The sequence below is a fragment of the Hyphomicrobium sp. DY-1 genome (genome assembly GCF_047497105.1).
Taxonomy (GTDB): Bacteria; Pseudomonadota; Alphaproteobacteria; order Rhizobiales; family Hyphomicrobiaceae; genus Hyphomicrobium_B.
Genome location: NZ_CP134870.1, coordinates 1,834,819 through 1,860,588, shown reverse-complemented (window position 1 = coordinate 1,860,588; position 25,770 = coordinate 1,834,819). Strand labels below are relative to the sequence as shown.

Below are 25,770 nucleotides of genomic sequence, written 5' to 3'. Positions count from 1 at the left end.
GCAGATGAATGTCAGCGCCGCGCCGCCCGTGGATGGGCCTGGTCGTAAACGGCCAGCAGCCGGTCTCGATTAACCTCAGTATAGACTTGCGTCGTCGACAGTGAGGCGTGACCTAAAAGCTCCTGAATTTGGCGTAAATCGGCCCCCGCCGAAAGTAAATGCGTGGCGAACGAGTGGCGCAGAGCATGCGGCGTCGCAGTATCCGGTAAGCCAAGCGTCCGGCGCAGTTTTTCCATCGCGAGCTGGATGAGCCGGGGCGACAACGGGCCGCCCCTGGCACCCCGAAACAGCGGGCCATCGGGCTCCATCGGATAGGGACAAAGCCCCATGTACACGGTGATCGCGTCCGACACGACGGCCAGTGCTGGGACGAGCCGTTCTTTGCCGCCCTTGCCGCGGATGTGCATGATATCGCGGCCATTGATCGGGGCGGTCTTCGGCGTGAGAGTCAGGGCTTCGCTGATGCGCAAACCGGCGCCGTAGAGCAGCAGTAGCACCGCCGTATCGCGCGCCGTGATCCATTCTTTTTCTTCATCGCTCGCATCCCGTTCGATCAGCGACGCTGCACCTTCGACCGTCAGCGGCTTCGGAATCGAATGCGGAATTTTTGGCGCTGCGACTTGCAAAACGGCCCGGTTTTGCACTGTATCTTCGCGTTCGAGCCATCGAAAGAATGTCCTCAGCGCCGACAGCGATCGCGCGAGGGATCGCGATGTCAAACCGGCCTTGCGCCGGTTTGCCAGAAAGGCACGAAGGGTTCGCGCGTCGAGCCGTTCGAGATCGGCGAGACACGGCGGATGCCCGAGATACGATTTGAGGAAGGCAAGAAACTGCCGGGCGTCGCGCGCATAGGCCTCCCGCGTCGCCGCGCTCTGCCCCCGCTCGACGACGATATGATCGAGCCATCCCTCGACCACGCGCTTGAGGTCGCCACCGAGCGGCAGCTCCGCGTCGCCTGCCAGAATGTCGTCGAGCGATTGTGCCACCGGCCCCACCTTGAGAAGCCTCCCGACCCTTCGCAGGTTCGGTTAACAAGCCGTTAACAGTAACTTACAGCAGCTTGCCGGGGTTCAAGATCCCCTTGGGATCGAGGGCTTTTTTGATCGCCCGCATCATGTCGAGCTCGACCTCGGACTTATAGCGCTTCAGCACGTCGCGCTTCATTTGCCCGATACCATGCTCCGCCGAGATCGAGCCGCCAAGCTCGGTGACGAGTTCGAAGATCGCGTCCGACATCGCGTCCCACAGCGCCAAATATTGCGCCTTCTCCATGTGCTCGGGCTGCGTGACGTTGTAATGCAGGTTGCCGTCGCCGAAATGTCCGAATGGGACAGGGCGCGCCCCCGGACAAACGCCATCGACCACTTTCGCGGCGCGCTGAAGGAATTCGGGAATGCGCGCGATCGGCACCGAGATGTCGTGCTTGATGCTGCCGCCCGCACCTTTTTGCGCTTCCGAAAACGCCTCGCGCAGCCGCCAGAAATCTTCCGCCTGCCGAAGCGAGCGGGCAATGGTGGCGTCGCGAATGAACCCCTGGCCATGCGCCGATGTCAGCAGCGGCTCAATGGTGTTCGCAATTCGCGTGCCCTTGCCGCCATGCGACAGCTCGATCAGTGCGTACCACGGATAATCGTCGGTGAACGGATCGCGCACGTTCGGCATGTATTTGAGTGCAAACTCTTGCGCCCGATGCGCCCAGAGTTCGAACGCCGTCAATGACGAGCCCGCTTCGGACTCGGCGCGGCGGAAAAGTTTCATCGCGGCGTCCGGCGTGTCGAAGGCGACGATGGCCGTCTCACGCTCGGCGGGCATCGGGAACAGCTTGAGGCTCGCAGCGGTAATGATGCCGAGCGTTCCTTCCGATCCGATCAGGAGATCGCGCAGATCGTAACCCGTGTTGTCTTTCTTGAGGCGCCGGAGACCATGCCAGATGCGTCCGTCCGCCAGCACCGCCTCGAGACCAAGCGCGAGACTGCGTGCATTGCCGTAGGCAAGAACCGCCGTGCCGCCCGCATTTGTCGCCAGCACGCCGCCGATCTGCGCACTGCCCTCGGACGCGAGACTTAAAGGAAAGAGCCGGCCCGCATTTTTTGCAGCATTTTGCGCTTCAGTGAGCGTCACGCCCGCTTCGACGATCATCGTGCCGCCGATGGCATCCACGTTGCGGACGGCCTTGAGCCGCTCAAGTGACAGGACGATCTCGCTGCCGTCGCGCGATGGGATTTGCCCGCCGACGAGTCCGGTATTACCGCCTTGCGGCACGACCGCGATATCCTCGGCATGTGCGAGCGTCAGAATGCGCGAAACCTCATCCGTCGAGCCCGGTCGCAGAACGACCGGCGTCGAACCCGTATAACGGTCGCGCCATTCATGCAGATATGCGCCTTGATCTTCCGCGCGCGTCAGCGCGTTCGTTTCGCCAACGATTTCAGCAAAACGCGCAATCAAGCTTTCGGATAAGGTTTTTAAGTGCACGTGCTCGTGCCTGCCTCACACGATGGTCTGGCCGGTCTTCTTCCAGTCGTTGACGAAGGCCGCGAGGCCAGCATCCGTCAGTGGATGCTTCACGAGTGACTTCAGAATGGCCGGAGGAATGGTGGCGACATCGGCGCCGATCATGGCTGCTTCTTTGACGTGGTTCACCGTGCGGATCGAGGCCGCCAGAATGTCCGTCGAAAGATCCGGATAATTGTCGTAGATGGTGCGGATCTCGCGAATGACGTCCATACCGTTCAATCCAATATCATCAAGACGGCCGATAAATGGCGAAACGAATGTCGCACCGGCCTTCGCCGCAAGCAGCGCCTGGTTCGCCGAGAAGCACAGCGTCACGTTGACCATCGTGCCCTCGCTCGTCAGCGTCTTGCAGGCTTTGAGCCCGTCCATCGTCAGTGGCACTTTGATCGTCACGTTCTTGGCGATCTTCCGCAGCACTTCCGCTTCCTGCATCATGCCCGCATAATCGGTCGCAGCCACTTCTGCCGAAACCGGCCCCGGAACGACAGCGCAGATCTCACGAATGATGTCCTTGAAGTCGCGGCCCGCTTTTGCAACGAGGGTCGGATTCGTCGTGACGCCGTCAAGCAGGCCCGTCGCCGCCAACTCCTTGATCTCGGCCACGTCGGCGGTATCGACGAAGAATTTCATTTCTTTCTCCTCACCTCGTCCCTTAAGTCTTGGGAATCTGCCTTTGGTGCGCCCCAAGTTGGAGGCAAACCTAGCACGACCGATTCTCGGAGGAAGCTTCTAGTCCGTTGAACGCCCCTTTGGATAGCCTGCTTGAAATCCTGGATAACGGCGCGACAGCCGGCGCCCGCAGCGTGCCGGTATTGATGCCGGTCGCGCTCGACCAGACCTACGACTATCTGGTCCCGGAAGGCATGGAAGCAGGCCCCGGATCCTTCGTGCTCGTGCCGTTTGGGCCGCAGACCCGCATCGGCATCGTCTGGGATGGCCCGCGCGGCGATGGCAAGCCGGTCGATCCCAAGAAGATGAAAGCCCTGACCAGCGGCATTGATGCCCCTCCCCTCCCCGAAATTTCCATGCGGTTCGCGGAATGGGTGGCCCGGTACACGCTGGCGCCGCTGGGCATGGTCGTCCGCATGATGATGAGCGCCGATACCGCATTCGAGCCGCCCAAGCATCGCTTTGGCGTCGCGATCGTGGCCGGCGCTGCGCCGCCCGCCAAAATGACGCCCGCCCGCACCCGCGTGCTGGATGTGGCCGCCGACGGCCTCGTGCGCGCCAAATCCGATCTCGCCCATCTCGCGGGTTGTTCGACCGGCGTGATCGACGGCCTCGCGGCGGCCGGCATGCTCGTTGAAGTCGCGATCCCCGAGCGCGTCTTCCCGCGCCCCAATCCAGCGCATGCGACGGCGACCTTCACAGCGGACCAGACCCGCGCCGTCGACTCCCTCAAAAGCGCTGTCGATGCGCAGAATTTCTCGGTCACGCTGCTCGATGGCGTGACGGGATCGGGCAAGACGGAAGTCTATTTCGAAGCCGTGGCCCGTGCGCTTGAAGCGGGACAGCAAACGCTCATCCTGCTCCCTGAAATTGCGCTGACGAGCCAGTTTCTCGATCGGTTTGAGCGCCGCTTCGGCGTCCGGCCTGTCGAATGGCATTCGGCTTTGAGCCCCGCCGAACGCGGCCGCATCTGGAAGGGCGTCGCGCGCGGTGACGTGCGTTGCGTCGTCGGCGCCCGGTCTGCGCTCTTCCTGCCGTTTTGCCAGCTCGGTCTGATCGTCGTCGACGAGGAGCATGACCAGGGTTTCAAGCAAGATGATCGCGTGCACTACCAGGGCCGCGACATGGCCGTCGTCCGTGGCAGCCTTGGGAAGTTTCCGGTTGTGCTCGCCTCCGCCACGCCATCGATCGAAAGCCACGTCAATGCGCTGATCGGGCGCTATCGCCACGCCGTGCTGCCGGGGCGGTTCTCGGGCGTGGAAATGCCGGACGTCTCGGCAATCGATTTGCGGTCGGAGAAACTGGAACCGGGCAAGTGGCTGTCGCAGCGCCTCGTTCAAGGCATCACCGAGACGATGGAGAAAGGCCAGCAATCGCTGCTTTTTCTCAATCGTCGCGGCTACGCGCCGTTGACGCTTTGCCGGTCTTGCGGCCATCGCCTCGAATGTCCGCAATGTACAGCTTGGCTCGTCGAGCATCGCTTCAGGAAAAAACTGACCTGCCACCATTGCGGCTTCTCGCTCGCGCTGCCTGAGAAATGCCCAAAGTGCGCGACACCCGGCTCGCTCGTCGCCTGTGGTCCCGGCGTGGAGCGTGTGCAAGAGGAAGTCGCCGAGCGCTTTCCCGATGCACGCGTCGCGCTGCTCTCGTCGGATTTGATTCCCGGCTTGACCGAGATGCGTGAAATCATCCGCAGCATCGAAGCCCGCGAATTCGACATCATCATCGGTACGCAAATCGTTGCCAAGGGCCACAACTTCCCGGGTCTCGCGTTGGTCGGTGTCGTCGATGGCGACTTGGGCCTCGCGCATGGCGCCGATCCGCGCGCAGCAGAACGCACGTTCCAGCTTTTGCACCAGGTGACGGGCCGCGCTGGGCGCACGAGCTTCGTCGGTCGTGGCTTGGTGCAAACCTATGCACCCGAACATCCCGTCATGCAGGCGATCGTTGCCGGTGACCGCGACGCCTTCCTGAATTACGAGGTGCGGACGCGGCAGGCCGGCCTGTTGCCGCCCTACGGCCGCTTGGCTGCGATCATCATTTCATCGCGCGACAAGGCGCTGACAGAAACCGTCGCGCGCGACATCGCCCGTCGTGCGCCGCAAAGCGACGCGATCTCAGTCTTAGGCCCATCGGAGGCGCCGATCTCGGTCGTGCGTGGTCGTTATCGCTGGCGCCTGCTCGTCAAAGCCCCACGCGACGTCGATTTGCAAAGCTACCTGCGCGCCTGGGCTGGAACGATTCCAAAACTGAAATCCGATGTCCGCATCACTGTCGACATCGACCCCTACAATTTCCTTTGAGGCCGCAAATCGCGCGCATCCGCAGGCTCTGCGGCATGTTTGCCATAAGCGCGACGGCATCGTGAGACGCGTCGTTCATGTCATTCCGCGACGGCGTCAAATCGTATAAACGACGTGGGGCTGCACGCCGCTCAGGCGCGCCCGAAATGCAACGTCCTTGAAAGCCTGACATGCCGCTCCGCATAGCCGTTCAGATGGACCCGATCGACCGCATCGATATTCGCGGCGATTCGACCTTCGCCATTCTGCTCGAAGCGCAAAAACGCGGGCACGACATTTTCTATTACACCCCGCCCGATTTGGCGCTTCGCCAAGGTAAGCTACTCGCGCGCGGGCAAACTCTGAAAGTCGAGGACAAGCACGGCGCGCACTATGCCTTGTCGGATCCGCGCGTCGTCGATTTGAGCGAGCGCGATGTTGTCCTGCTGCGCCAGGACCCGCCATTCGATATGGCTTACATCACGACGACGCATCTGTTGGAACGCATCCATCCCAAGACGCTGGTGGTGAATGACCCTGCGCACGTTCGCAACGCGCCGGAGAAGCTTTTCGTCCTTGATTTCCTCGATCTGATGCCACCGACGCTCGTCACACGTTCGCTCGCCGACGTGCAGTCGTTCCGCGCCGAATACAAAGACATCATCATCAAACCGCTCTACGGCAACGGTGGCGCTGCAGTGTTTCGCATCAAGCCGGAAGACGGCAACCTCGGCTCTCTCGTTGAGCTTTTTCAAACCGTTTTCCGTGAGCCCTTCATGGTCCAGGAATATCGCCCCGAAGTGAAAGATGGCGACAAGCGCATCATTCTCGTCGACGGCGAAGTCGCAGGCGCTATCAATCGTGTTCCGCAAGCCGGTGAAACGCGCTCGAACCTGCACGTCGGCGGCACCGCTGCGCCGGTCGAGCTCACCGCGCGCGACCGCGAAATCTGCGCGCGCCTCGGGCCGGAACTGAAACGCCGCGGACTTATTTTTACAGGCATCGACGTCATCGGGCCCTACATCACCGAGATCAACGTGACATCGCCAACGGGTATCCGGCAGGTGAAGGCCTTTGGCGGCAACGACATCGCGGCGATGATTTGGGACGTCATCGAAGAAAAACGACAAGCGAAAGTGTGAAACGCGGATTTGAGGCGCACGGGGCAGCAAGGGACATCACGATGAAATCAATCACGATCGCAGGTGCCGCAGCCACTGCCTTCAGTTTTGCAGCCGCACTTCCTATCGAGGAAGCCAATGCCGTAACGGCATCGCCCTTCGCGTCGCTGATCGGCCGTTGGAGCGGCTCCGGCATGATCGGCTACAAATCGAGCCCACCCGAAAAAATCAAATGCCGCGCCACCTACCTCACGGCAGGTTCGGAGAACGAGATCAAGCAAACGATCCGCTGCGCGACTTCGGGCGGCAACGTTGAGATCATCAGCAATGTTAAGGAAACCGGCGGCAAGCTCTCGGGCCACTGGAAAGAGACGATTCACAATTTCGAAGGCGACTTGACAGGTGACGTCACTCCACGGGGCTTCCGCGTGATCGTGAAAAGCGCCGACGTGACGGCCAACATGGACATAATGGTGATGGGCAGTCGCCAGGCCGTCGAAATCCAATTCGTCAATTCGCAGTCGCTGCTCGGACTGACGCTTGCGATGACGAAGGGCTGAGCGGAAAGACGGCCGAGCGCATGAGCCTCATCGGCGTTGTCGGGCTGCTCATGTCGACCGCGAGCGTGGTGATAATACCGATCGGCGGAACAACCCTCGGGTTATATCAATTTAAGAGGGTCTGGAGATTGAGGCCCGTTAGCCTGCTGACGATCTCCGTACTGTCCGCCGGATGAAGCGAGGCGCGCATGGAAGAGATCGAGAAACAAGCTCGTGAGTACCTCAAGGCTTTGTATGGCCTGGGAAAGTCTTCCGCCGACATCCTCGCCGTTCAAAATTTGCCCGCCATTCTCGCTTTCGCGCGCCAGAAAAGATGGATTGTCGAGGGACCCGATGGCGGCCACGGACTATCTCCTCTGGGTGTCAGAGAGATCGCGCCGGAATGAACGGTGCCTGTTCTCAACAAATCGTTCCACATTTGTTCTTGCCTTTGGCTCGCCGCCGTGATTACCTCGAAACGAGGGGTTTTCGGGGGCAGGCATGTACGGCCAGATCTCAACACTCGCGTTCATTGGCATTGAGGCACGCCCGGTTGAGGTGCAAGTTCGGGTCACGCCCGGCGCAGCGGCCTTCGCGATCGTCGGGCTCCCCGACAAAGCCGTGGCCGAAAGCCGGGAGCGGGTCAGGAACGCCCTTCACGCTGTAGGCCTCGGCCTTCCTTTCAAGCACATCACAGTCAATCTCGCGCCTGCTGACCTGCCGAAGGAGGGCAGTCACTTCGATCTGCCGATCGTGCTCGCGATGATGTCGGCCATGGAGGCAATCGCACCCGACGCCATAGCGAACTATGCCGCCATCGGCGAGCTGGCGCTGGACGGCTCGATCCGCGCCGTGCCGGGCACCCTACCGGCTGCCATTGGCGCCAATGCGCTCGGCAAAGGTCTGATCTGTCCGGCCGCCACCGGGCCGGAAGCCGCCTGGGCCAGCGAAGAGATCGACATTCTAGCAGCCCCGCATTTGCTATCGCTCGTCAATCACTTCAAAGGCATGCAGACCCTGTCGCGGCCAAAGCCGAACGTTCTCCCTGTCCAAAATTACGCCGCCGACCTTCGCGATATCAAAGGCCAGGAGACCGCCAAAAGGGCTCTCGAAATTGCGGCGGCTGGAAATCACAATCTCCTTCTGATCGGCCCGCCGGGCTCCGGCAAATCGATGTTGGCTTCGCGCCTGCCGTCAATATTGCCGCCGCTACAACCTGAAGAGATCCTTGAGGTCTCGATGGTGCATTCGCTCGCCGGTGAACTGATGGGCGGCAAGTTGACAGTCGAGCGTCCGTTCCGCGCGCCGCATCATTCCGCCAGCATGGCGTCGCTCGTCGGCGGCGGCTCACGCCCACGGCCCGGAGAAGTCTCCCTCGCGCACCATGGCGTGTTGTTTCTTGACGAGTTGCCGGAATTCCAGCCCAACGTGCTCGACGCATTGCGGCAGCCGTTGGAAGCCGGCGAAACTGTCATTGCCCGAGCAAACCACCGGATTTCCTATCCCTCGCGAATCCAGCTCATCGCCGCGATGAACCCCTGTAAGTGCGGTGGCGGTAATCCTGGCGAGCCGTGTCGGCGCGGACCCCGCTGCGCTGCCGACTATCAGGCGCGCGTCTCAGGTCCGCTGCTCGATCGCATCGATCTGCAAATAGAGGTGCCCGCAATCTCTGCGGCCGATCTGGTCTTGCCCGCCCCGTCCGAAGGCAGTTCCGAAGTTCGCATCCGCGTTGCCGCCGCGCGTGACCGTCAGCTCGCGCGCTTCGCGGCGCTGGGTGCCAGAGGTGTACGCACCAATGCCGACTGTTCAGCCGCTCTGCTCGAACAAACCGCAATGCCGGATGAGGCCGGCGTCGCGTTGCTTCGCCGCGCAGCCGAGACGCTCGGCCTCTCCGCGCGCGGCTTTCACCGCACGCTGAAAGTTGCGCGAACTATTGCCGATCTTGAAGGCTCAGAAAACGTCGCCCGGGCTCACGTCGCAGAGGCCTTAAGCTACCGCGGCGAAACCCTGCGCCAGGCGCGTGCCGCATAAGCAAGGTTGAAACACGAGGAACAGAAATGGAGTTTCCGCGCTCGTCGGTCGTCAAGTCCGCTGACTACGATCCCGAAGCACGAACACTCGATGTCACCTTCCGGACGGACCGGCGCTACACCTATTTCAGCGTCCCGGAGCACGTTTTCGATGCCCTCATCACGGCATCATCAGCGGGTGAATATTTCAACACCCATATCCGCGATCACTACGACAGCCTCGAACGCCATTAGGGCCAAAAAAATCCGGGACCCGACGGCCCCGGACGAACAAAACATTCACAACTTGCTGTCTCGCTGATCTCAGCCGAACACCGACTTGACGCCGGCCTGCATCGCTGCCGCCTGCGCCGCATTGCGGAGCAGACACGCAATCGTCATCGGTCCGACGCCGCCCGGAACCGGCGTGATCGCGCCCGCAACCTGCGCACATTCCGCGTAAGCCACGTCACCGACGATTTTCGTCTTGCCGCCTTCCGATGGCACGCGGTTGATGCCGACGTCGATAACGGTCGCGCCCGGTTTGATCCAGCTACCCTTGACCATCTCGGGAATGCCGACGGCAGCAATCACAAGGTCGGCACCTCTGACGACGCTCTCGATATCCTTCGTTCGCGAATGCGCGATCGTCACGGTGCAGTTCTCGCGTAGCAGCAGCGCGGCTACGGGCTTACCGACGATGTTGGAACGCCCGATCACGACGGCATTCATACCCGACAGGCTCTGATGCACCGTCTTGGCCAGGATCACCGAACCCGTCGGCGTGCAGGGGACCAGCGCCCGCTCGCCGACCCAAAGACGGCCGACGTTCACCGGATGGAAACCGTCGACGTCCTTGTCCGGGTTGATGAGGTTCAGAACCTTTTCGGCGTTGATGTGCTTGGGCAGCGGCAGCTGCACCAGAATGCCGTGGCAGGCCGGATCGTTGTTCAGCTTCTCGACCATCGAGAGCACGTCCGCTTCGCTCGTTTCGGCGGGAAGCCGGTGCTCCCACGAGTTCATGCCAACTTCGACGGTCTGCTTCGCTTTGTTCGCAACATAGACCTTACTCGCGGGGTCTTCGCCAACGAGCACGACCGCGAGGCCGGGTTTCAGCCCATGTTCTTTCTGAAGCCGCGCGACTTCCGCCGCCACCTGGGCGCGGACCTTCGCCGCAATCTCTTTTCCATCGATGACCTGGGCTGACATTCCTCTCGTTCCTCCTCGTTTTCCTATTTTTTGAATTCGCCTATCCGGTCCTGCAATCGTCTGTCGAGTTCGTCCGGATCGCCGGATATCCGTAAGGATTTGAGCCGTGATTTCCCGCCCTTAGCGAGCGAAACAGACTGCTTCGCCACGCCCAGCCATCGGGCCACGAGCTCTTCGAGAGCTCGGTTCGCCGCTCCATCCTCGGGAATTGCGCGCACGCGCGCTTGAAAGGCCGGACCGTCGGGGGTTTCGACAATCCCGTCAACCGCCTCTTTGCTGGATTTTGGCGTTAAGCGGAAGCGCGCAATGACGCACGCGGTATCGTGCCACCAGGCGCTGTCAGCCGACTGCGCGCCGCCGGACGCCGCCGTCACACGACGGCCTTGGCGATGTTCGGCAGCACGACAGTCTGGATGAAATAACAGGCGAGCAGCAAGATCACCGGCGAGATATCGAGCCCGCCCATGTTCGGCATCGCATTGCGAATGGGGGCGAGCAGTGGCTCCGTCACGGCGTTGAGCGCCTGCCAGATCGACCGCACGATCGGATTGTAGGGGTTAACCACCCCGAATGCCATGAGCCAGCTGACGATCACCACGGCGATAACGACGTAGGTATAAAGCGTGATGAGATAGTTGATAAAGCCCAGAAGCTCGAGCATTCGCCGTCCCGCAATTTGGTGTCGTTGCGCCATGTAGCCCCGACACCCTGCCCCCTGCAAGCCTTTGGCCCGACTTGTGTCCAGACTTTCGCGCCCGAACTGCGAATGGGGTTATCAGGGTACCCAAAGTCTAGCGCGATTGTCGCAGTTTCCGCGCAAACGGCCGTCCGTCCCGTGCCCTAGGATGCCGACGAGCGGAGCGGATTTCTTGACAACTACTCAGGGCGAACCCTAAATGCCGCGCATCCGGGGCCGTAGCTCAGATGGGAGAGCGCTGCAATCGCACTGCAGAGGTCAGGGGTTCGATTCCCCTCGGCTCCACCAGCACAATTCTCACAAATCTCATCGCTATCGCTATCGTCTCAACAGGTCGCTGAATTCCGCCGTTTTTCATGTAAAAACTTGATTTCTACCCCTTATTGTCAACCGATGACCGACGAAAGATGGGGAAATGGTGAGCATGGCTCACTTTGCAGTATTAACTGCTGCAGAAAAATTTATTCGCATCCGCTGGCGTGGGCAGGCCTTCAATTCCCCAAAGTGCCTCCGAATTTCGCCTGCCCAAAGCCGGACGCCGTCGGACGCTGACAAATTTTATTCCCAGCTCTCGGCGCGACACTAATACCGGCAGCGGTTCATGGGAGCCGATACTGCTCTACAACTACCTGGGACATTTATCGAAAAAGTCGAGGATGCGGATACAGTTGAGATGTGTGCCCGGTAGAAATTTAAACGTCACCAGGAACACGATCCTGCTTGCGAAATAGTCTCCTAAAGCGATTGCTTATCTTACGTTCGCTGATCCGGGCTAGCAGGCTCCGAATAACGACTTCCTTCGCGATTAGCTGTTGATGCAAATTAACATTCACCACGTGGCTCCCCGGCGACATGTTGATCCAGGGCGTGGCCGGGTCAATCGCGGCTGCGAAGAAAGATAAGTTAGATTGGCAGCCTATGAAGACGCTGCTGCGCGAAAGACAATAGGCGTCGACAATGGCCTCGACGGCTAGCCTATATGGCCCTGCCTGAGGATTTTCAGGATCGTGTATCGGTTCTCCATTTAGGCTTCGGACTGCGCTTTGGCAAGCAACACAAGCACCGAAACGGCTTTGAAAGTTCTCCAGGATATTCACTTCGTCGGTCGCAACATACAGGCGCCAGGGTATCGGCACACGTCGAACTATATTTTCTACGGTGGCGCAAATGAGATCAAATGGTACCGGCGGCGCTTCGTTGAATTTGTCGGTCCCTCTTACATGAACGCCAATGCAAAATGTGTCTCCAACCTTCTCACGCCAAAGCTCTTCAACAGATTCCAGAATTTCAGAGCGAGGCCGAACATACGCTGCGATGATTTCCGACGTGCGGAAGCGATTTGTTAGTAGGCGAAGGGCCATCTCGCTGGCGAACTCTTCGGCTTCGGTCCGTTTGGGCACTTCGGTAAATCTGGATCCCATTACGAGGCCAGCAGGCCACTCGAAGTAATGGTCCCACCAATTTTCGCCACGTGCAGGATCGTGGTACGGGCCGCTATCGAATTTGATGACGGCAATTTCGTTGTTAAGTTCACACCAATCGATAGCCCCTAGAACTGAATAGACGTTGGAAAAGAGGCCATACTTACGAGAGACAATTACCTGTTGAGACACGGGGATCATCCATTTTCGTAGCCGATGATCAATATTCGTCAGTAAGCCGTTTTTTGAATAATTGCCCGCTAGGGCGCAGCGCACGGAGGCTTGACCCACTCAACAACCCTCAGCACCGTCGCCCTAGCCTGACTGCGACCGCATAAGCACTGCACTTTTGATTGCGCGGCGTATTTTTCGTCCAATCGGATCGCGCTTTCCAATGCTAGCCGGCTGGGTATTCCCTAGTGCGCTTTCGACAAGATATTGGAAATTCCAATTATGAGCTTCGCTCAGCGCAACGGATTGAAGTTGAGCAACGGCGGCGATCGCGAGAGGGGCCGTTCGATATGCAGGATCGCTTTTGGAAGTCGGTAATTCAATTTCACAAAAGCGGGAGCCGAAAATTATCTCCGAGAAAGCTGACGATGTTGTTTGCCCGAAATTATCCGAGCCGGCCATCGCTTTCATTGCCTCGTTTTCTACGGACGGGCAGGCGTCTCGCGCATACAGCGCGCATTCGTTCCAGACGTCCTCATTCCAGCGGTCCGAATGTAACAAATGCGTCAGAAACGGTTCCTTTATTCTGAAGGCAGGCACCTCTTCGGAACAGGAATATGGAAATACATAATCCCACCACGGAACACCGAGTTGGAAGCGACGTATGCGATCGTTCGAGATAGTCTTGGGGACTTTCGCCGGAGTGAACGCGACGAGATCGTAGCCCAATTCGAATACGTTGCCACGCGATGCTCCGTGATCCATCACATCCATACGGCGTGCTGCAACAATCGATTTTTGTGACTGCTGAGCTAGAATTTCTGCGCAGCCCTCGGCTGACAGCATGTAAATGTCGGCATTAACGATTCCGACTGCTTCTGCAGATGACACCGTATCTAAAATGGCGCCGAGGCTAGGGCCAAAGCGATTGGGAAAATATGCTTCGTCATTCGATACGCCTAGACAATCTATAAGTGCCAATCGATTGATCGCATCCACTTCGTCGAAACGATTGATGGATAGCGGCTGAAAACCGTTTTTTCTCCAGGAGTCAATACACGATGCAAGATAGCGGGTACCGAGTTCTTCGCCGGTCTTGCGGTCTTTCCGCGAAAAGACGGGTGGCACCGAGGTGATTAGCAACATGAGCAGACTAACCTATCGGTGATGAGCGGCCGCACAGCTCTCCCCAGAAGTCCGATTTGGTTTTCATAAATTGTGGAGGAAAATGCCGGTACGAGGGTGACATAGTCGGGTATCAGCGAAGTATCGAGATGTTTATGACCCAGCCATACGGGTTCATGTCCGAGACATTGAGCAACGAACGATAGACCGCGAGCGGTATTTAAATGGTGCCCGACAGCGTCTCGAATTGCGGGGGCGACGATGGCACTCCGCGACACGGTATCGTCGCGCCGGTGGGACAAAAATTCTTTAGAATGCAGCATTCAAAAAAGACTTTTTTGTCAGAGCATAAATTAGCGTAATGCCACGCAACTACTATCTAAGAAGCGAGATCAATTCGCAATCAATCAGCAAAGGCATTCCGGAAAAAACTGTTGATGATTGCTGTCACAACAGTCGGCTGGTGGTAGCGTGTGGCGTGGTCGAGATCGCGCAGCGTACGGATCAGGCGATGCGGCTCGCCCATATTTGCCCCGAGCACGCGCATCACCTGTTGCGGTGATGGAAGAGCAGATCGTCGCCGTAGTCAGCAGCGGCAACGAGCGCGCGACCAGGTGACAAGAAGACGGCGACCGCGATCTTCAACTTCGAGATGACTATGCGCGATTCTTTTTCATCGCGGATGCGGCCGGGCGAGGTCGATGCCGTGACGGCGATCGTTCCTAATCAATCGGTTCATGGCTTCGATTTGCCGGTGAGCGTTGTGATGAGCTTACGAGTGACTTACGGCGCTGCTGTCATTTTCCACCGTTACGCTGCTGTGTGTTCGTAGATATCTTCCTCCTGGGCGTTATGCATCCGGACGAGCGCCTCGACTGATTCAATAATTCTCTGAGCATCGCGGATGAAATACCGATCGACGCTTTCGACGTGCATGTCATCGGTCAGCCGGGACAGAAGTCGCGCCAGATGCAAAATTTCGCGATGTGCCCGGCTCATGGCTGCAAGAGCAGGATTGCCATGAAGCGAGCGATTGAGGCGAGGATAGACGACCATCTCATCTTCGCGCTCGTGTTCTACAATGCGCTTCGAGACAATTTGATACGCCTCGGAAATGAGGCTTACTGCGATGTCCTTTGGTGCATCGTCGAGTTTGTCGGCAATTTCCCGGAGCCTGTTCAGCGCTTCGTTGAGAACTTCGTGGTCTTGTTCCAGTGCGCGGATTGACGAGGGTGCGAGCGCGCCTTGGACTGTAGAGCGGCCTGGAGAAAGTGCCCGTAGCGCATTCAGGATCACAGCCACATCGATCAATTCTTGCGAAATCGCGCCCGCGACCGGCGATAGCATTCCTAGGGCGGCGGCAATCATTGCGATGCCGGAGAGCGTAAGCCCGATTACAATACTCTGCAAGGCTATGCGATATGCTCTTCGTGCGATGGCTACCGCATCCGCAACCCTGTCGAGGCGATCAACCAGGATGACAACATCTGCGGCTTCCGATGAGGCACTTGCGCCTCTTGCGCCCATCGCCACGCCGACGTCAGCCGCCGCTAGTGCGGGGGCGTCATTTATGCCGTCGCCGACCATGATGGTGGGATGCAAGCGGCGCTCCACCGCTACGGCCTCGACCTTATCGGAGGGCACCCGGTCGGCGAGTACGGCATCGATATCCAATGCCGCTCCGATTGTTTCGGCTGCATCTGCTCGATCGCCGGTCACCATCACAATGCGTTTTACGCCCGAGGTCCTAAGCGCTTGAATGGCTCTTGGCGATTCACGGCGAAGTTCGTCGGAAAGAAGCAAGGCGCCGATTGGTTGGTCGTCAACAGAAACAAAGACGCTTAATGCAGAGCGCCAGGACGCCCTTCGGAGCGCCCGCACGGCCCAGGACGGAAGTCTACCGTGTGTGAAAATAAATCTATCAGAGCCCGCCTTGACCAGCTTTCCCGCGACGCGCCCCTCAATGCCAGAACCCATCGCTTCATGGACGTTCTCTGGTCCGGTGAGGCTAATGCTGCGGGCGCGTGCAGCTGTTACGATAGCGCCTGCCACTACATTGTGAGAGGCCTGCTCCAATGATCCCGAAAAACGCAGGACCTCTTCGGAGGAGAAATGGGGCGCCGTTTCTATCGCTGCCAGTCTAGCGCCGCCGACGGTCAAAGTCCCGGTCTTGTCGAACATGACCGTGTGTGCGCGTGCCAATGCCTCAAGCGCGGAGCTGCCTTTGATCAGTATGCCGCTTCTCGCAGCGCGCGAAACGCCTGCTATGAAAGCCACGGGAGCTGCAAGAATGAGAGGACAAGGAGTTGAGGCGACGAGCACGGCGAGTGCGCGAACGGCATCCCCAGAAAAGAGCCAAGCGGCGCCGGCAAGTAACAGCGTGGCAGGCACTAATGCCAGAGCGAAGCGATCCGCCACACGCATAAAAGGTGCTTTTGCTGCTTGCGCCGCTGTAACCATTCGAACGATTGCTGCATACGTACTCTCGCCAGCGACAGCGCTCGCGGTCATGTCAAAGGTTTCACCTGCATTGACTGAACCACTGCGAAGAGGATCATGGCGCTGGCGGATGACGGGCAATGGCTCACCCGTCACAGCTGACTCATCGATGGCGCCAACTTCCGACTTGAGAATGCCATCGACGGGAAGGACTTCGCCAGCCCGCACCAGGAGCTTATCGCCGACTGCAATTTTTTCGACCGCAATATCTTCGACGAGCTGACCTGAGTATCGATGAGCAATTCGAGGCGCGCGATCTATGAGCGTCTTTAAATCCCGCTCCGCCTGACCGACGGCATAGTCTTCGAGCAGATTGCCGCCCGAATACATGATTGCCACCACCACACCCGCGAGATTCTCACCGAGAAGCAGGGCTCCGGTCATGGACAGCAGCGCGATCGCGTCGACGCCGAAGCGTCCAGCCGCGAGATCGCGGACAATCGAGATCGCAAGCCCCAGAATTACCGGTAATGTCGCAAGTGCCCAGACGCTCTGCGCCCAAAGAGTTCGGCCGAAGAACCAGAGTAGCCCGCCAATGATGATACCGGCCAATGCGATCGTAAATAGCAGCCGCCGGATCAGACGGTCGGATGGCCAATTTGGCATAAGATCCTCGCCGCGCCCCAACCAATTTAGGAAATAAGTAGCAGAGTTTTTGAAGCGGGCTATTTGATCGTGCGCAATCCGTGGGCGCTCTGCCTCGTCGAAACGGCGGTGGAAAAGAGTGCTCACTCCGCCGCTATGACCTCACGTCGGAGTTTTTGAGAGCGCCTGGACGTTCTCCAGTTCTGATTCTTATGGCTGCGGTCTGGGTGTTTCCACACCACTGGGCGGGAGTATTGGGTAAGTGACGTTGGGTTGCTGGCCGGTCAGCGATTCCAGGAATGATGTGATATTGCTAATTTCCGCGTCCGTTAGGTGTTGCCCGAGTTGGCTTGTTCCCATGACGGCAACAGCTTGACGAAGATCCCACGATTTTCCTGTATGGAAGTATGGGGGTGTCAAGGTGATGTTGCGGAGCGGAGGGACGCGGAAAACATATTCATCACTGACCGTGTGCGTGACTTGGAAGCGCCCCTTATCATCTGGCGGCAGGAAATCCGCGCCAGGTTTTTCAACCACTCCGAACGGCGCGTACATTTGTCCTCCAACGTTTATGCCGGCATGACAGGACGAGCAGCCTTTATCCATGAACAGCTGCAAACCATTTCTTTGCTCCGGAGTCAGAGCTGCTTGATCGCCCCGCAAGTACTTGTCGAACGGGGCATTGGGCGTGATTAGCGTCGCTTCGAAGGCTGCTATCGCGTTCGCGGCATTTGCCATCGTGATAGGATCGCTGTCTTTCGCGAAGGCTACTTCAAAAAGCTTGCTGTATCCCGAGATGCCTTTCAACATTTGAATGGCGTGCTCGTGAGTGATGCCCATCTCGATGGGATTTTGAATCGGCCCACCAGCCTGGGCTTTCAAATCAGCCGCGCGGCCATCCCAAAATTGGGCGACGTTGACTACCGCATTCAACACCGTGGGCGCGTTTCGGCCGCCGTGTTGCCATTTGTGCCCAATCGAGTTTGGAAGCATGTCGACGCCTCCAAGCCCTATTTGATGGCAGGTATTGCAACTAATGTTATGACTTTGTGAAAGACGCGGATCGAAATAGAGAGCTTTGCCGAGGTTCACCATCGCGGGCGTCGAGGCAATCCCTTTAATCGTTGGAGGGGTAAGCGGGATAGGTTCGAAGGTTGCTTGGGCCTGCTTCATGAGAGGGTCATCGGCCGCATCCGCCTCGATCACGACCACAGCGCTCGCCAGCTGTTGGTCGGAGTCGCGGCGGCAAATCCATCGGCTCAGGCTGTTGCAATTGCCGGAATTGCTGGTGTCACACCAGGCGCAATGTCCATGGCAGCCGGAGAGTACGTTTCTGTTTCCTCGCAGTCCGATATCGAGCGAGCAGATATCGCGCGCGAAAAGCAGGCGATTGAAAGCGATCGATGTCGAATACGCGGAGCTCGTCGCAATTTATCAGCATCGAGGCCTGTCTCACGACACGGCCAAACTGGTTGCCAAAGAGCTCACTCATTCAGGCGGCTTTTGCGTCCGGCGCCACTTTCACGGTGGTGGGCGGGATGCCGTTACTGGCCGCATCGCTCGCGCCGGAGGCTTATCATTCCAGTCGTTCTTTCGGTGACGGTTCTCACGCTGGCTCTTCTGGGCTATCTCGGAGCAAGAGTCGGTGGCGCACCAATTAGTGCCTTGCTCCTTCGCTTCGTCGGCTGGGGGATCTTTGCTATGGCCGTTACGGCCGGGATTGGGAAGTTCTTCGGCGTCAGACATTGCGCTAAGCATCAAGTGCATCGCATTTGCAAACCCAGATCGCGTCGTCTCAAGCTTGGCGGCCGACAAGCCGGTGCAATTCACGTATCGAGATTATCGTTGTGCAATCAATTGCGCTTGTCCAGCCGCGACCGCCTTGGAGCCTGCTCTGACGGGAATACGTCCGAGAGGGGCGGAGACGCTGTCAGGATATGAACGGCCCGGAATAACCAGATGTCGATCGTCCCAAAGAAGAAGACGTTGTAATTTGGTCACGGGAGAGGTCTACATTGCTGCGATGAAGACATCTTAAGTTGCTGGTTTTAATGGTAGAAATGAGCCGATAAGTAGCTTCCCCTCGGCTCCACCAAGTGCTTTGGAACCGCTGAACTATTTAGCACTTTGTCGTTCTCGACATCAGGACTTGCACTCCGCTCGCCCGGCCATCGCAGCAGCCATATTAAGAACTTACGCTTTGTTTTCGCCATTCGCGCAAAAGGCGCGCCGGCCTCTGCACAACTCAAGTGCCATACGAATCCTACGAATTGACTCGTATCAACGGGCTCGGCGATGAGATTTTTATGTTGCCTTCGATACGCCAAGGCTGCCACCAAAAACGGCAATCGCCGAACGCATTCGAAAAACCAAACTGCAGATAGCTTCGCATGGTTGATGAAAAAGCGGACGAGGGAGTGGTCGACGGCGCATCTTCCGTGCGTCTGTTGGCGGTAAGCACTGCGGACCAGATCACCATGCTCGCGGCATCCGACCAATGGACGGCGCCGAATGCGGCCAGCCTGGATGGCTTGATCAGCGCGGTTCTCGCCCGCCCCTCTCTGGGGAACGTGACGCTGGATATGAGCGGTATCGAGCGGATCGATACCTACGGTGCATGGGAAATTTCGCGCCTTCAGCGCGAACTCAGCGCGCGTGGCGGCAAACTCAAGATCTCGGCTCTGCCGGAACAATATGCTGGACTGTTCCGGGCCGTGGAGCAGGCGGCCGAACTCGCTGATAAGGTTCCCTCACAGCCGCGCAAGGAATTTACGGGCCTCGCTGCCATCGGCCAAGGGATGGCCAACTATGGCCGGGGCTTCGTTCTTCTGCTCAACATGATCGGTGCAGTCTGCGCTGCGGCCATTCGGGCGATCCTGAAGCCTTCAACGTTTCGCTTCACATCGACGGTCCATCAGCTCGACCGCGTCGGCTGGCAGGCGATCCCCATCATTTTTCTGATTACCTTTTTGATAGGCAGCATCATTGCCCAGCAGGGCTTCTTTCATTTCAGAAAGTTTGGCGCCGACGACTATGTCGTCGATATGGTCGGCATTCTTGTTCTTCGCGAAATCGGCGTTCTCATCGTCGCTATCATGGTGGCGGGGAGATCTGGCAGCTCTTACACTGCCGAACTCGGCTCGATGAAGATGCGCGAGGAAATCGACGCGCTCCGAACCATGGGCTTCGATCCGGTCGACGTGCTCATTCTTCCTCGCATTGTCGCGCTCGTCATTGCGCTTCCGCTGCTGACCTTCATCGGCTCGATGTCGGCCCTTTACGGTGGCGAGCTTGTAGCGTGGCTATATGGCGGAATGAGCCCCGAAATTTATGTCGCCCGCTTGAAGGAAGCGATCTCGATGACGCACTTCAAGGTCGGCATGATCAAAGCGCCGTTCATGGCGTTCGTGATCGGCATCGTAGCGTGTACGGAAGGCCTGAAGGTTGGAGGGAGCGCCGAATCCCTCGGGCTTCGGACGACGGCATCGGTTGTGACCTCGATCTTTCTCGTCATCGTCCTTGACGGTCTGTTCGCTGTCTTTTTTGCATCGATCGGTATGTGATGAGAATGGCCTCTCCGAGCAAAGTGCCCGTCATTAGCGTTCGTGACCTGGCCGTCGGGTTCCGAGACCGAATGGTCCTGGATCATCTGTCTCTCGACGTCCGTCCCGGGGAAATTCTTGGCCTCGTCGGCGGCTCAGGCAGCGGCAAATCCGTCCTGTTGCGCACCATTATCGGCCTGTTGCCGAAACAGTCGGGATCAATCGAAGTTTTCGGACATGATGTTGACCACGTCGACGATGAGACCCACCGTGCGCTGCAGCGGCGATGCGGCATCCTCTTTCAAAACGGCGCGCTGTATTCGTCGCTCACCGTAATACAAAACGTGCAGTTTCCGATGCGCGAGTTCCTGCACTTGCCGGAGGATTTACTCGATGAGATCGCGGCGACCAAGCTCGCGATGGTTGGACTGTCCCGGCTCGACGCCAACAAGCTGCCGTCGGAGCTTTCGGGCGGCATGACGAAACGCGTCGCCATGGCTCGCGCGCTTGCACTCGATCCCGAGGTCGTTTTTCTCGACGAGCCGACGTCAGGTCTGGACCCCATATCGGCGGGTGATTTCGACTCGCTGATCCGAACGCTGCAGCAGACCCTTGGCCTGACCGTGTTCATGATCACGCATGACCTCAACAGCTTACACACCGTATGCGATCGCATCGCCGTATTGGCGGATGGCAAGATCGTCGCCGACGGTCCACTCTCGGCTATGCTTGCGAGCGAGCACCCTTGGGTCAAATCGTACTTCCGTGGCCAACGCGGACGCATGCTGGAATCTTCACGCCAACAGTCATCTGGTTGAGACGCCGTTATGGAAATTCGCGCGCGATACACGCTGATCGGACTCTTCACCCTCGCGACTGTCGCGGCGGCGTTCGTATTTGTCTACTGGCTCAACCACGCAGGCGGCTTGGCCCAGCAGGCGCTTTACCGCGCACGTTTCGAGACACCGGTCTCTGGACTTCTCAGAGGTTCGGCGGTTCTCTTCAATGGTATCCGCGTCGGCGAAGTTGTCGCGCTCGAGTTGGCAGCCGACCATCCCAAGCAGGTCACGGCTCTGATCTCCGTTGACAGTACGACGCCCGTTCGTTCCGACACGAAGGTCGGTATAGAATTTCAAGGCCTTACCAGCTCGCCCGTCCTAGCATTGCGCGGCGGCGCACCCGATGCACCCCCCGTCACATCAATCGACCGGCAGCCGCCACTCCTTACCGTCGATCCAAACGACACGCAAAGTCTCACGGAATCGGCGCGAGATATCCTGCATCGGATCGGTGCCGTCATTGATGAAAATCGCGAGCCCTTCAAATCGCTGGTCGCGAACATCAACACGTTTTCGGCATCGCTCGCGAAGAACTCCGATAAGGTCGATGGCATTCTGTCCGGTCTGGAGAAGATGACAGGTGGTGGCAAGAAAGCCGACGCACCCATTGTCGATCTCGAAGCTCCCAAAAAATTTCCGGGCCTCGGCAAGATTCCCGAGGGCCAACTCGTCGTGCCGGAACCAGATATCGTGGGCAGTGTCTTCAATGATCAGGTCGCAATCATGACGCCAGCGGGCGAGCGCTCGAACGCAATCGCCGCCCGGTGGCCGGATACTTTAAGCCGGGTCGTGCAATCGCGCGTCGTGCAGAGCTTTGAAAATGCCGGATACCTGAAGGTCCTTGGACGCCAGCCGGACACGCTCGAAGTCGATTATCAGCTCATCTTGGATTTGCGTAACTTCGAGATCGTGGCCTCGGACACGCCATCAGCCGAGATAGCATTCTCAGCAAAGGTCGTCGGCAAAAACGGACAGATCCTAGGCGCACGCATATTTAAAGCGAGCGTACCGGCGACGATCACCGATCAGGCTGGAATATCGGCGGCACTCAATCAAGCGTTCGACAAGGTCGCGTCCGAACTTGTCGTCTGGGTCTGCAGCGTCTCCTGAGCGCAGCAGCGCGACTTCATTCGCGCGCCGGAGCTAACGAGATTTAGTCGACGCCGCTCGACTGCCCATCTTATCCGAGTGTGATCGGAATCGGCGACAAGAATTATGCGAACTTACGACGTAATAGCGCTCACTATCGAGCGCTATGGCGATTTAGAAAATTCAGTATCGCGGCAATGCCAAGCACCACATTCAGCCAACCGCAGATCGCCGATCCCGCACAGGGCCGCGGCGATTGATGAGAAATACCGTCTGCCCGATTGTGCGTCGCTGAATGCGTTCCCCTGAATCCAACAGAGATCAAACGAATCCCATTTCTATATAATCGGCAATCTCTGAGCCCTTTCCTGGAAACCTGTTTGTCCAGTTTGGGCAACTCGTCAGCTCAGCGATTTAAGAAGCGGGAGAGGCCGATTTGTGCTGATTTTATAGACGATGCAACTCGCGCGTATGCGGAATGGCCTTTTTCTTCGAATGGCAGGTGGATGTCACGCAGCGAACGAAGGCGCCCCATCCCATAAGGAAAAAAATTTTTCCATTATCATATTGAAAACAGGCCAGCCGAATTTGAAATATTGATGGCAAATTGGGAGCTGCGCGGTCCGAATATTTTTCAAATACGATATTGGTCTTTAGTTTCAATCCGATATTTTTGGCGTTAGGCCATCATTAACACCTCACCTACATATAATGGCCTAGGCTTATTGTCGTTCAGTAAGTCATGAAAGCGGGGCGGAGTTTTTGCTGCGGCAGCACTCCGGGGGGAAATGAGCGAAAATTGCAATTCGACGCTGGATATTTCCGGTCTGTTGACAATTCGAACGGTCAGCGATGCGAAAAACGCAATTCTGAACTCCATAAACGATAGCGAATCACTCGACCTCCTGATCTCCGAAGAGTCCGACATCGACATTGCCGGAATCCAACTCATCGTCGCCGCGCGGCTCTATGCGCAGGGCGCCTCCAAGCAATTATCGCTCGCCGCTCCGATTTCCGGGCGTGCTTTGAGCCTGATGGATCGAGCGGGACTGCTCGCTGAAATGTCGGCTGAAAATCGCCGGTTCTGGTTGCACGAGGGAGCCTGAAATGTCCGCGTCAATTCTCACGGTAGACGATTCATCAAGTATACGAGTCGCGATCAAGGTGGCGCTGACAGGGGCCGGTTATCAGGTCAGCGAGGCGGTCGACGGGGCAGACGGCATTAAGAAAGCCAATGCTGGAAAGTTCGATCTCATCATCACTGACTTGAACATGCCCATCATGGACGGTCTGACGATGATCGAGGAGCTACGCAAAATCCCGGCGCACAGCGGTGTGCCGATCATTTTTCTCACCACGGAATCCGACGCAGCACTCAAACAACGAGCCAAGTCCGCGGGTGCCACTGGCTGGCTGACGAAGCCCTTTCAAGCCGACAACCTTCTGAAAATCGTCAAGAAGGTGCTCGGACAATGACGTCGAATACGGATGCAATTGCAACATTTCGCGCGGAGGCAGACGAGCTTTTGGATCGCATTGAGCTTGGCTTGCTCGATTTGTCGAGGAAGCCCGGTGATCGCGCGCTCGTCGATGATGTTTTTCGCAGCCTTCACACCCTGAAGGGCTCCGGAGCCATGTTCGGATTCGATGCACTTGCATCGTTCACACACCATTGTGAATCGGCGTTCGATCAGGTCCGCAAGGGTGAGGTCACGGCTACGGCGAACCTCGTCTCGGTTGTTCTGGCTGCGCAAGATCACATGCGGGCTTTGCTCGAAGGAGCCGAAACAGCTAGCGAGGCGACAGGCCAGGAACTGCTCCTCCGCCTGGAGCAGGAAGTGAAGATGGCAGGACATGCTCCGCCGCCGGAAGAACCCGAGAAAACGTCTTGGGAGATTAATTTCTCGCTGCCGCCGAATGCGTTGGTCAACGGTTGCAACCCGATGGCACTTCTGGCCGAAATGCGCGATCTCGGTGAGTGTAGCGTCGCGGCTGATATTTCGGAAATCCCGGCCCTCGACGCGCTGATTGCGAACGAGTGCTACATCACGTGGAACGTTAAACTTCTCACCGATAAGCCGCGGACGGATATCGAAGACGTCTTCATGTTCATTATCGATGACATGAAGCTCGATATTCGTCAGGTCGAAGCCGAGAAAGGCAGCGAACCGGTTCAGTCGGAAATTTCCAGCGATGCCGCACCATCCTCCGATGCGTCGCAGACGGATAAGCAGCGGCCGTCGGCCGGTGCCGACACGCGCCAGGCAGCCAAAAGCTCTGAAAGTGTTCGCGTTCCTGCTGAACGACTGGATGAGCTCATGGATCGTGTCGGTGAACTCGTCATCGCGCAATCGCGTCTTAGCCAGATTGCCGCCGCCAGCCCGGACCTTAATCTGCGCGCCGTCTCCGAAGACATCGAGCGGCTCTCCAACGAGCTGCGCGATACAATGATGGTTCTTCGCATGGTTCCCGTCGGAACCCTATTCGGCCGCTTCCGTCGCCTCGTGCATGATCTCGCGCGCGAGACGGGCAAGACGATCGATCTGACGACCGAAGGCGAAGGAACGGAAGTAGACAAGACCGTTATCGAGCGGCTGGCGGACCCGCTCGTGCATCTCGTCAGAAACTCCGTCGATCATGGCCTCGAAACGCCGGAAAAACGCAAGGCGGCCGGAAAACCGGAAGCAGGTAAAATCAATCTCGCGGCGCGTCATGCAGGCGGCGAAGTCATTATTTCCATCACGGACGACGGTGCCGGCATCGACCGGGCGCGCGTTCGAGCCAAGGCCGAAGCGCAAGGCTTGATTATGCCGGGTGCCCACATCGGTGATCACGATCTGCTGCAAATGATCTTCCAACCTGGCTTCTCGACCGCGCAAGCCGTCACCAATCTCTCCGGCCGCGGAGTCGGCATGGACGTCGTCAAGCGGACGGTGGAAGCGCTGCGCGGATCTATCGATCTCAGCAGCGAGCCGGGCGCAGGCTCGCGTATCTCGCTGCGCATCCCGTTGACGCTTGCTATCATCGACGGCCTTTTGGTTCGAGTCGGCACGGGACGCTATGTCATTCCGCTATCCGCGGTCGAGGAATGTCTCGAATTGCCGGTCGAGCAGGATCTGCGCTCGCGAGGTCGAAGCTTTATCTCGCTGCGTGACACTCTCGTTCCGTTCCTCAGGCTTCGCGAAATTTTCCAGACAGGAACACAGCCGGATCAATTCCAGAAAATCGTGGTCGTTTCGACTGGGGCCGAGCGTGTCGGATTGGTCGTCGACCAGATCATCGGTGACCATCAGACCGTAATCAAGGCCATGTCGAAGCTGCATGAAGACGTCGCAATGTTCTCTGGCGCGACGATCCTCGGCGATGGCTCTGTCGCACTGATTCTCGACATCGCGCATCTGGTCGCAACGGGCCAAATGAACGAAGCACAGCTGCGGAAGGCCGGTTGAGCACGTC

General features: G+C 58.2%; 24 protein-coding genes and 1 tRNA gene. 15 read left to right on the top strand and 10 right to left on the bottom strand.

Annotated elements, in window-relative coordinates; genetic code table 11:
- Positions 1-11: 11 nt before the first annotated feature.
- The 3 genes from RLW41_RS08765 to fsa form a co-directional block, all read right to left on the bottom strand.
- A complete protein-coding gene (locus RLW41_RS08765) occupies positions 12-986 on the bottom strand; it encodes a tyrosine recombinase XerC (protein WP_414464240.1) in 975 nt (324 codons plus the stop codon).
- A 64-nt stretch (positions 987-1,050) separates the two neighbouring features.
- Positions 1,051-2,475, bottom strand: coding sequence for an FAD-binding oxidoreductase (locus tag RLW41_RS08760; protein WP_414464239.1), 1,425 nt, complete (start codon positions 2,473-2,475; stop codon positions 1,051-1,053).
- A 15-nt stretch (positions 2,476-2,490) separates the two neighbouring features.
- Positions 2,491-3,147, bottom strand: a complete 657-nt coding sequence (fsa, locus tag RLW41_RS08755) for a fructose-6-phosphate aldolase (RefSeq protein WP_409561474.1) — start codon at positions 3,145-3,147, stop codon at positions 2,491-2,493.
- 107 nt (positions 3,148-3,254) lie between these two features.
- Here fsa and RLW41_RS08750 point away from each other — a divergent pair, with 107 nt between their 5' ends.
- The 6 genes from RLW41_RS08750 to RLW41_RS08725 all read left to right on the top strand — a co-directional run bounded on the left by RLW41_RS08750 (position 3,255) and on the right by RLW41_RS08725 (position 9,392).
- On the top strand, positions 3,255-5,489 hold the full coding sequence (locus tag RLW41_RS08750) for a primosomal protein N' (protein ID WP_409561473.1): 2,235 nt from the start codon (positions 3,255-3,257) through the stop codon (positions 5,487-5,489).
- A gap of 170 nt (positions 5,490-5,659) precedes the next feature.
- A complete protein-coding gene (gene gshB, locus RLW41_RS08745) occupies positions 5,660-6,610 on the top strand; it encodes a glutathione synthase (protein ID WP_414464238.1) in 951 nt (316 codons plus the stop codon).
- 41 nt (positions 6,611-6,651) lie between these two features.
- Positions 6,652-7,149 (top strand): hypothetical protein, encoded by a 498-nt coding sequence (locus RLW41_RS08740; protein ID WP_414464237.1) that lies wholly within the window; start codon positions 6,652-6,654, stop codon positions 7,147-7,149.
- A 188-nt stretch (positions 7,150-7,337) separates the two neighbouring features.
- Positions 7,338-7,535 carry a hypothetical protein gene (locus RLW41_RS08735; protein ID WP_013950108.1) on the top strand — a complete coding sequence of 66 codons (198 nt, stop codon included), beginning with the start codon at positions 7,338-7,340 and terminating at the stop codon, positions 7,533-7,535.
- A 94-nt stretch (positions 7,536-7,629) separates the two neighbouring features.
- On the top strand, positions 7,630-9,159 hold the full coding sequence (locus tag RLW41_RS08730) for a YifB family Mg chelatase-like AAA ATPase (protein WP_414464236.1): 1,530 nt from the start codon (positions 7,630-7,632) through the stop codon (positions 9,157-9,159).
- A 26-nt stretch (positions 9,160-9,185) separates the two neighbouring features.
- Complete coding sequence (locus RLW41_RS08725; protein WP_414464235.1) at positions 9,186-9,392, top strand: KTSC domain-containing protein; 207 nt, start codon at positions 9,186-9,188, stop codon at positions 9,390-9,392.
- Between the two features lie 69 nt (positions 9,393-9,461).
- On the opposite strand, the gene folD is transcribed toward RLW41_RS08725, so the two are convergent.
- Genes folD through RLW41_RS08710 form a run of 3 tightly spaced genes read right to left on the bottom strand, consistent with a single transcriptional unit; the run spans position 9,462 to position 11,007 of the window.
- Positions 9,462-10,346, bottom strand: a complete 885-nt coding sequence (gene folD, locus RLW41_RS08720; protein WP_414464234.1) for a bifunctional methylenetetrahydrofolate dehydrogenase/methenyltetrahydrofolate cyclohydrolase FolD — start codon at positions 10,344-10,346, stop codon at positions 9,462-9,464.
- 23 nt (positions 10,347-10,369) lie between these two features.
- Positions 10,370-10,720, bottom strand: coding sequence for a DUF167 family protein (locus RLW41_RS08715; protein ID WP_409561467.1), 351 nt, complete (start codon positions 10,718-10,720; stop codon positions 10,370-10,372).
- Positions 10,717-11,007 carry a YggT family protein gene (locus RLW41_RS08710; RefSeq protein WP_013950096.1) on the bottom strand — a complete coding sequence of 97 codons (291 nt, stop codon included), beginning with the start codon at positions 11,005-11,007 and terminating at the stop codon, positions 10,717-10,719. Before RLW41_RS08710 ends, RLW41_RS08715 begins: the two co-directional genes overlap by 4 nt.
- 248 nt (positions 11,008-11,255) lie before the next feature.
- Here RLW41_RS08710 and RLW41_RS08705 point away from each other — a divergent pair.
- Positions 11,256-11,331, top strand: a tRNA-Ala gene (locus RLW41_RS08705).
- Between the two features lie 404 nt (positions 11,332-11,735).
- Here the strand turns inward: RLW41_RS08705 and RLW41_RS08700 are convergent.
- Both RLW41_RS08700 and RLW41_RS08695 read right to left on the bottom strand, forming a co-directional pair.
- Positions 11,736-12,755: an O-fucosyltransferase family protein gene (locus RLW41_RS08700; RefSeq protein WP_409561466.1), complete on the bottom strand. Its 1,020-nt coding sequence runs from the start codon at positions 12,753-12,755 to the stop codon at positions 11,736-11,738.
- 24 nt (positions 12,756-12,779) lie between these two features.
- Positions 12,780-13,781 (bottom strand): hypothetical protein, encoded by a 1,002-nt coding sequence (locus RLW41_RS08695; protein ID WP_414464233.1) that lies wholly within the window; start codon positions 13,779-13,781, stop codon positions 12,780-12,782.
- 340 nt (positions 13,782-14,121) lie between these two features.
- On the opposite strand from RLW41_RS08695, the gene RLW41_RS08690 reads away from it, so the two are divergent.
- Entirely contained in the window at positions 14,122-14,322 is a 201-nt protein-coding gene (locus RLW41_RS08690) for a hypothetical protein (protein WP_409561464.1), read from the top strand.
- Positions 14,323-14,570: 248 nt separating this feature from the next.
- Here RLW41_RS08690 and RLW41_RS08685 read toward each other — a convergent pair whose 3' ends face one another.
- Together RLW41_RS08685 and RLW41_RS08680 are read right to left on the bottom strand one after the other, a co-directional pair.
- Positions 14,571-16,865, bottom strand: coding sequence for a heavy metal translocating P-type ATPase (locus tag RLW41_RS08685; RefSeq protein WP_414464232.1), 2,295 nt, complete (start codon positions 16,863-16,865; stop codon positions 14,571-14,573).
- Between the two features lie 189 nt (positions 16,866-17,054).
- Positions 17,055-18,056 (bottom strand): cytochrome-c peroxidase, encoded by a 1,002-nt coding sequence (locus RLW41_RS08680; protein WP_414464231.1) that lies wholly within the window; start codon positions 18,054-18,056, stop codon positions 17,055-17,057.
- Here RLW41_RS08680 and RLW41_RS08675 point away from each other — a divergent pair.
- The 7 genes from RLW41_RS08675 (at position 18,003) to RLW41_RS08645 (ending at position 25,763) form a co-directional block, all read left to right on the top strand.
- Positions 18,003-18,785, top strand: a complete 783-nt coding sequence (locus RLW41_RS08675; protein WP_414464230.1) for a VIT1/CCC1 transporter family protein — start codon at positions 18,003-18,005, stop codon at positions 18,783-18,785. The two genes, RLW41_RS08680 and RLW41_RS08675, sit on opposite strands and share 54 nt — an antisense overlap.
- A 449-nt stretch (positions 18,786-19,234) precedes the next feature.
- Positions 19,235-20,407 carry an ABC transporter permease gene (locus tag RLW41_RS08670; RefSeq protein WP_414464229.1) on the top strand — a complete coding sequence of 391 codons (1,173 nt, stop codon included), beginning with the start codon at positions 19,235-19,237 and terminating at the stop codon, positions 20,405-20,407.
- Positions 20,408-20,412: 5 nt separating this feature from the next.
- On the top strand, positions 20,413-21,204 hold the full coding sequence (locus RLW41_RS08665) for an ABC transporter ATP-binding protein (RefSeq protein WP_414464581.1): 792 nt from the start codon (positions 20,413-20,415) through the stop codon (positions 21,202-21,204).
- Between the two features lie 9 nt (positions 21,205-21,213).
- Positions 21,214-22,335 (top strand): ABC-type transport auxiliary lipoprotein family protein, encoded by a 1,122-nt coding sequence (locus RLW41_RS08660; protein WP_414464228.1) that lies wholly within the window; start codon positions 21,214-21,216, stop codon positions 22,333-22,335.
- 767 nt (positions 22,336-23,102) lie between these two features.
- Positions 23,103-23,420 (top strand): hypothetical protein, encoded by a 318-nt coding sequence (locus RLW41_RS08655; protein WP_409561458.1) that lies wholly within the window; start codon positions 23,103-23,105, stop codon positions 23,418-23,420.
- A gap of 1 nt (position 23,421) precedes the next feature.
- Positions 23,422-23,790, top strand: coding sequence for a response regulator (locus RLW41_RS08650; protein ID WP_409561457.1), 369 nt, complete (start codon positions 23,422-23,424; stop codon positions 23,788-23,790).
- Positions 23,787-25,763: a chemotaxis protein CheA gene (locus tag RLW41_RS08645; protein ID WP_414464227.1), complete on the top strand. Its 1,977-nt coding sequence runs from the start codon at positions 23,787-23,789 to the stop codon at positions 25,761-25,763. The genes RLW41_RS08650 and RLW41_RS08645 overlap by 4 nt, the downstream gene beginning before the upstream one ends.
- Positions 25,764-25,770 lie beyond the last annotated feature (7 nt).

Excerpts from the sequence above, each read along its gene's own strand:
- fsa (WP_409561474.1), bottom strand. The coding sequence starts at position 3,147 with ATGAAATTCTTCGTCGATACCGCCGACGTGGCCGAGATCAAGGAGTTG.
- gshB (WP_414464238.1), top strand. The coding sequence starts at position 5,660 with ATGCCGCTCCGCATAGCCGTTCAGATGGACCCGATCGACCGCATCGAT.
- RLW41_RS08740 (WP_414464237.1), top strand. The coding sequence starts at position 6,652 with ATGAAATCAATCACGATCGCAGGTGCCGCAGCCACTGCCTTCAGTTTT.
- RLW41_RS08735 (WP_013950108.1), top strand. The coding sequence starts at position 7,338 with ATGGAAGAGATCGAGAAACAAGCTCGTGAGTACCTCAAGGCTTTGTAT.
- RLW41_RS08730 (WP_414464236.1), top strand. The coding sequence starts at position 7,630 with ATGTACGGCCAGATCTCAACACTCGCGTTCATTGGCATTGAGGCACGC.
- RLW41_RS08725 (WP_414464235.1), top strand. The coding sequence starts at position 9,186 with ATGGAGTTTCCGCGCTCGTCGGTCGTCAAGTCCGCTGACTACGATCCC.
- folD (WP_414464234.1), bottom strand. The coding sequence starts at position 10,346 with ATGTCAGCCCAGGTCATCGATGGAAAAGAGATTGCGGCGAAGGTCCGC.
- RLW41_RS08710 (WP_013950096.1), bottom strand. The coding sequence starts at position 11,007 with ATGCTCGAGCTTCTGGGCTTTATCAACTATCTCATCACGCTTTATACC.
- RLW41_RS08695 (WP_414464233.1), bottom strand. The coding sequence starts at position 13,781 with ATGTTGCTAATCACCTCGGTGCCACCCGTCTTTTCGCGGAAAGACCGC.
- RLW41_RS08690 (WP_409561464.1), top strand. The coding sequence starts at position 14,122 with ATGCCACGCAACTACTATCTAAGAAGCGAGATCAATTCGCAATCAATC.
- RLW41_RS08685 (WP_414464232.1), bottom strand. The coding sequence starts at position 16,865 with ATGCCAAATTGGCCATCCGACCGTCTGATCCGGCGGCTGCTATTTACG.
- RLW41_RS08670 (WP_414464229.1), top strand. The coding sequence starts at position 19,235 with ATGGTTGATGAAAAAGCGGACGAGGGAGTGGTCGACGGCGCATCTTCC.
- RLW41_RS08665 (WP_414464581.1), top strand. The coding sequence starts at position 20,413 with ATGGCCTCTCCGAGCAAAGTGCCCGTCATTAGCGTTCGTGACCTGGCC.
- RLW41_RS08660 (WP_414464228.1), top strand. The coding sequence starts at position 21,214 with ATGGAAATTCGCGCGCGATACACGCTGATCGGACTCTTCACCCTCGCG.
- RLW41_RS08655 (WP_409561458.1), top strand. The coding sequence starts at position 23,103 with ATGAGCGAAAATTGCAATTCGACGCTGGATATTTCCGGTCTGTTGACA.
- RLW41_RS08650 (WP_409561457.1), top strand. The coding sequence starts at position 23,422 with ATGTCCGCGTCAATTCTCACGGTAGACGATTCATCAAGTATACGAGTC.
- RLW41_RS08645 (WP_414464227.1), top strand. The coding sequence starts at position 23,787 with ATGACGTCGAATACGGATGCAATTGCAACATTTCGCGCGGAGGCAGAC.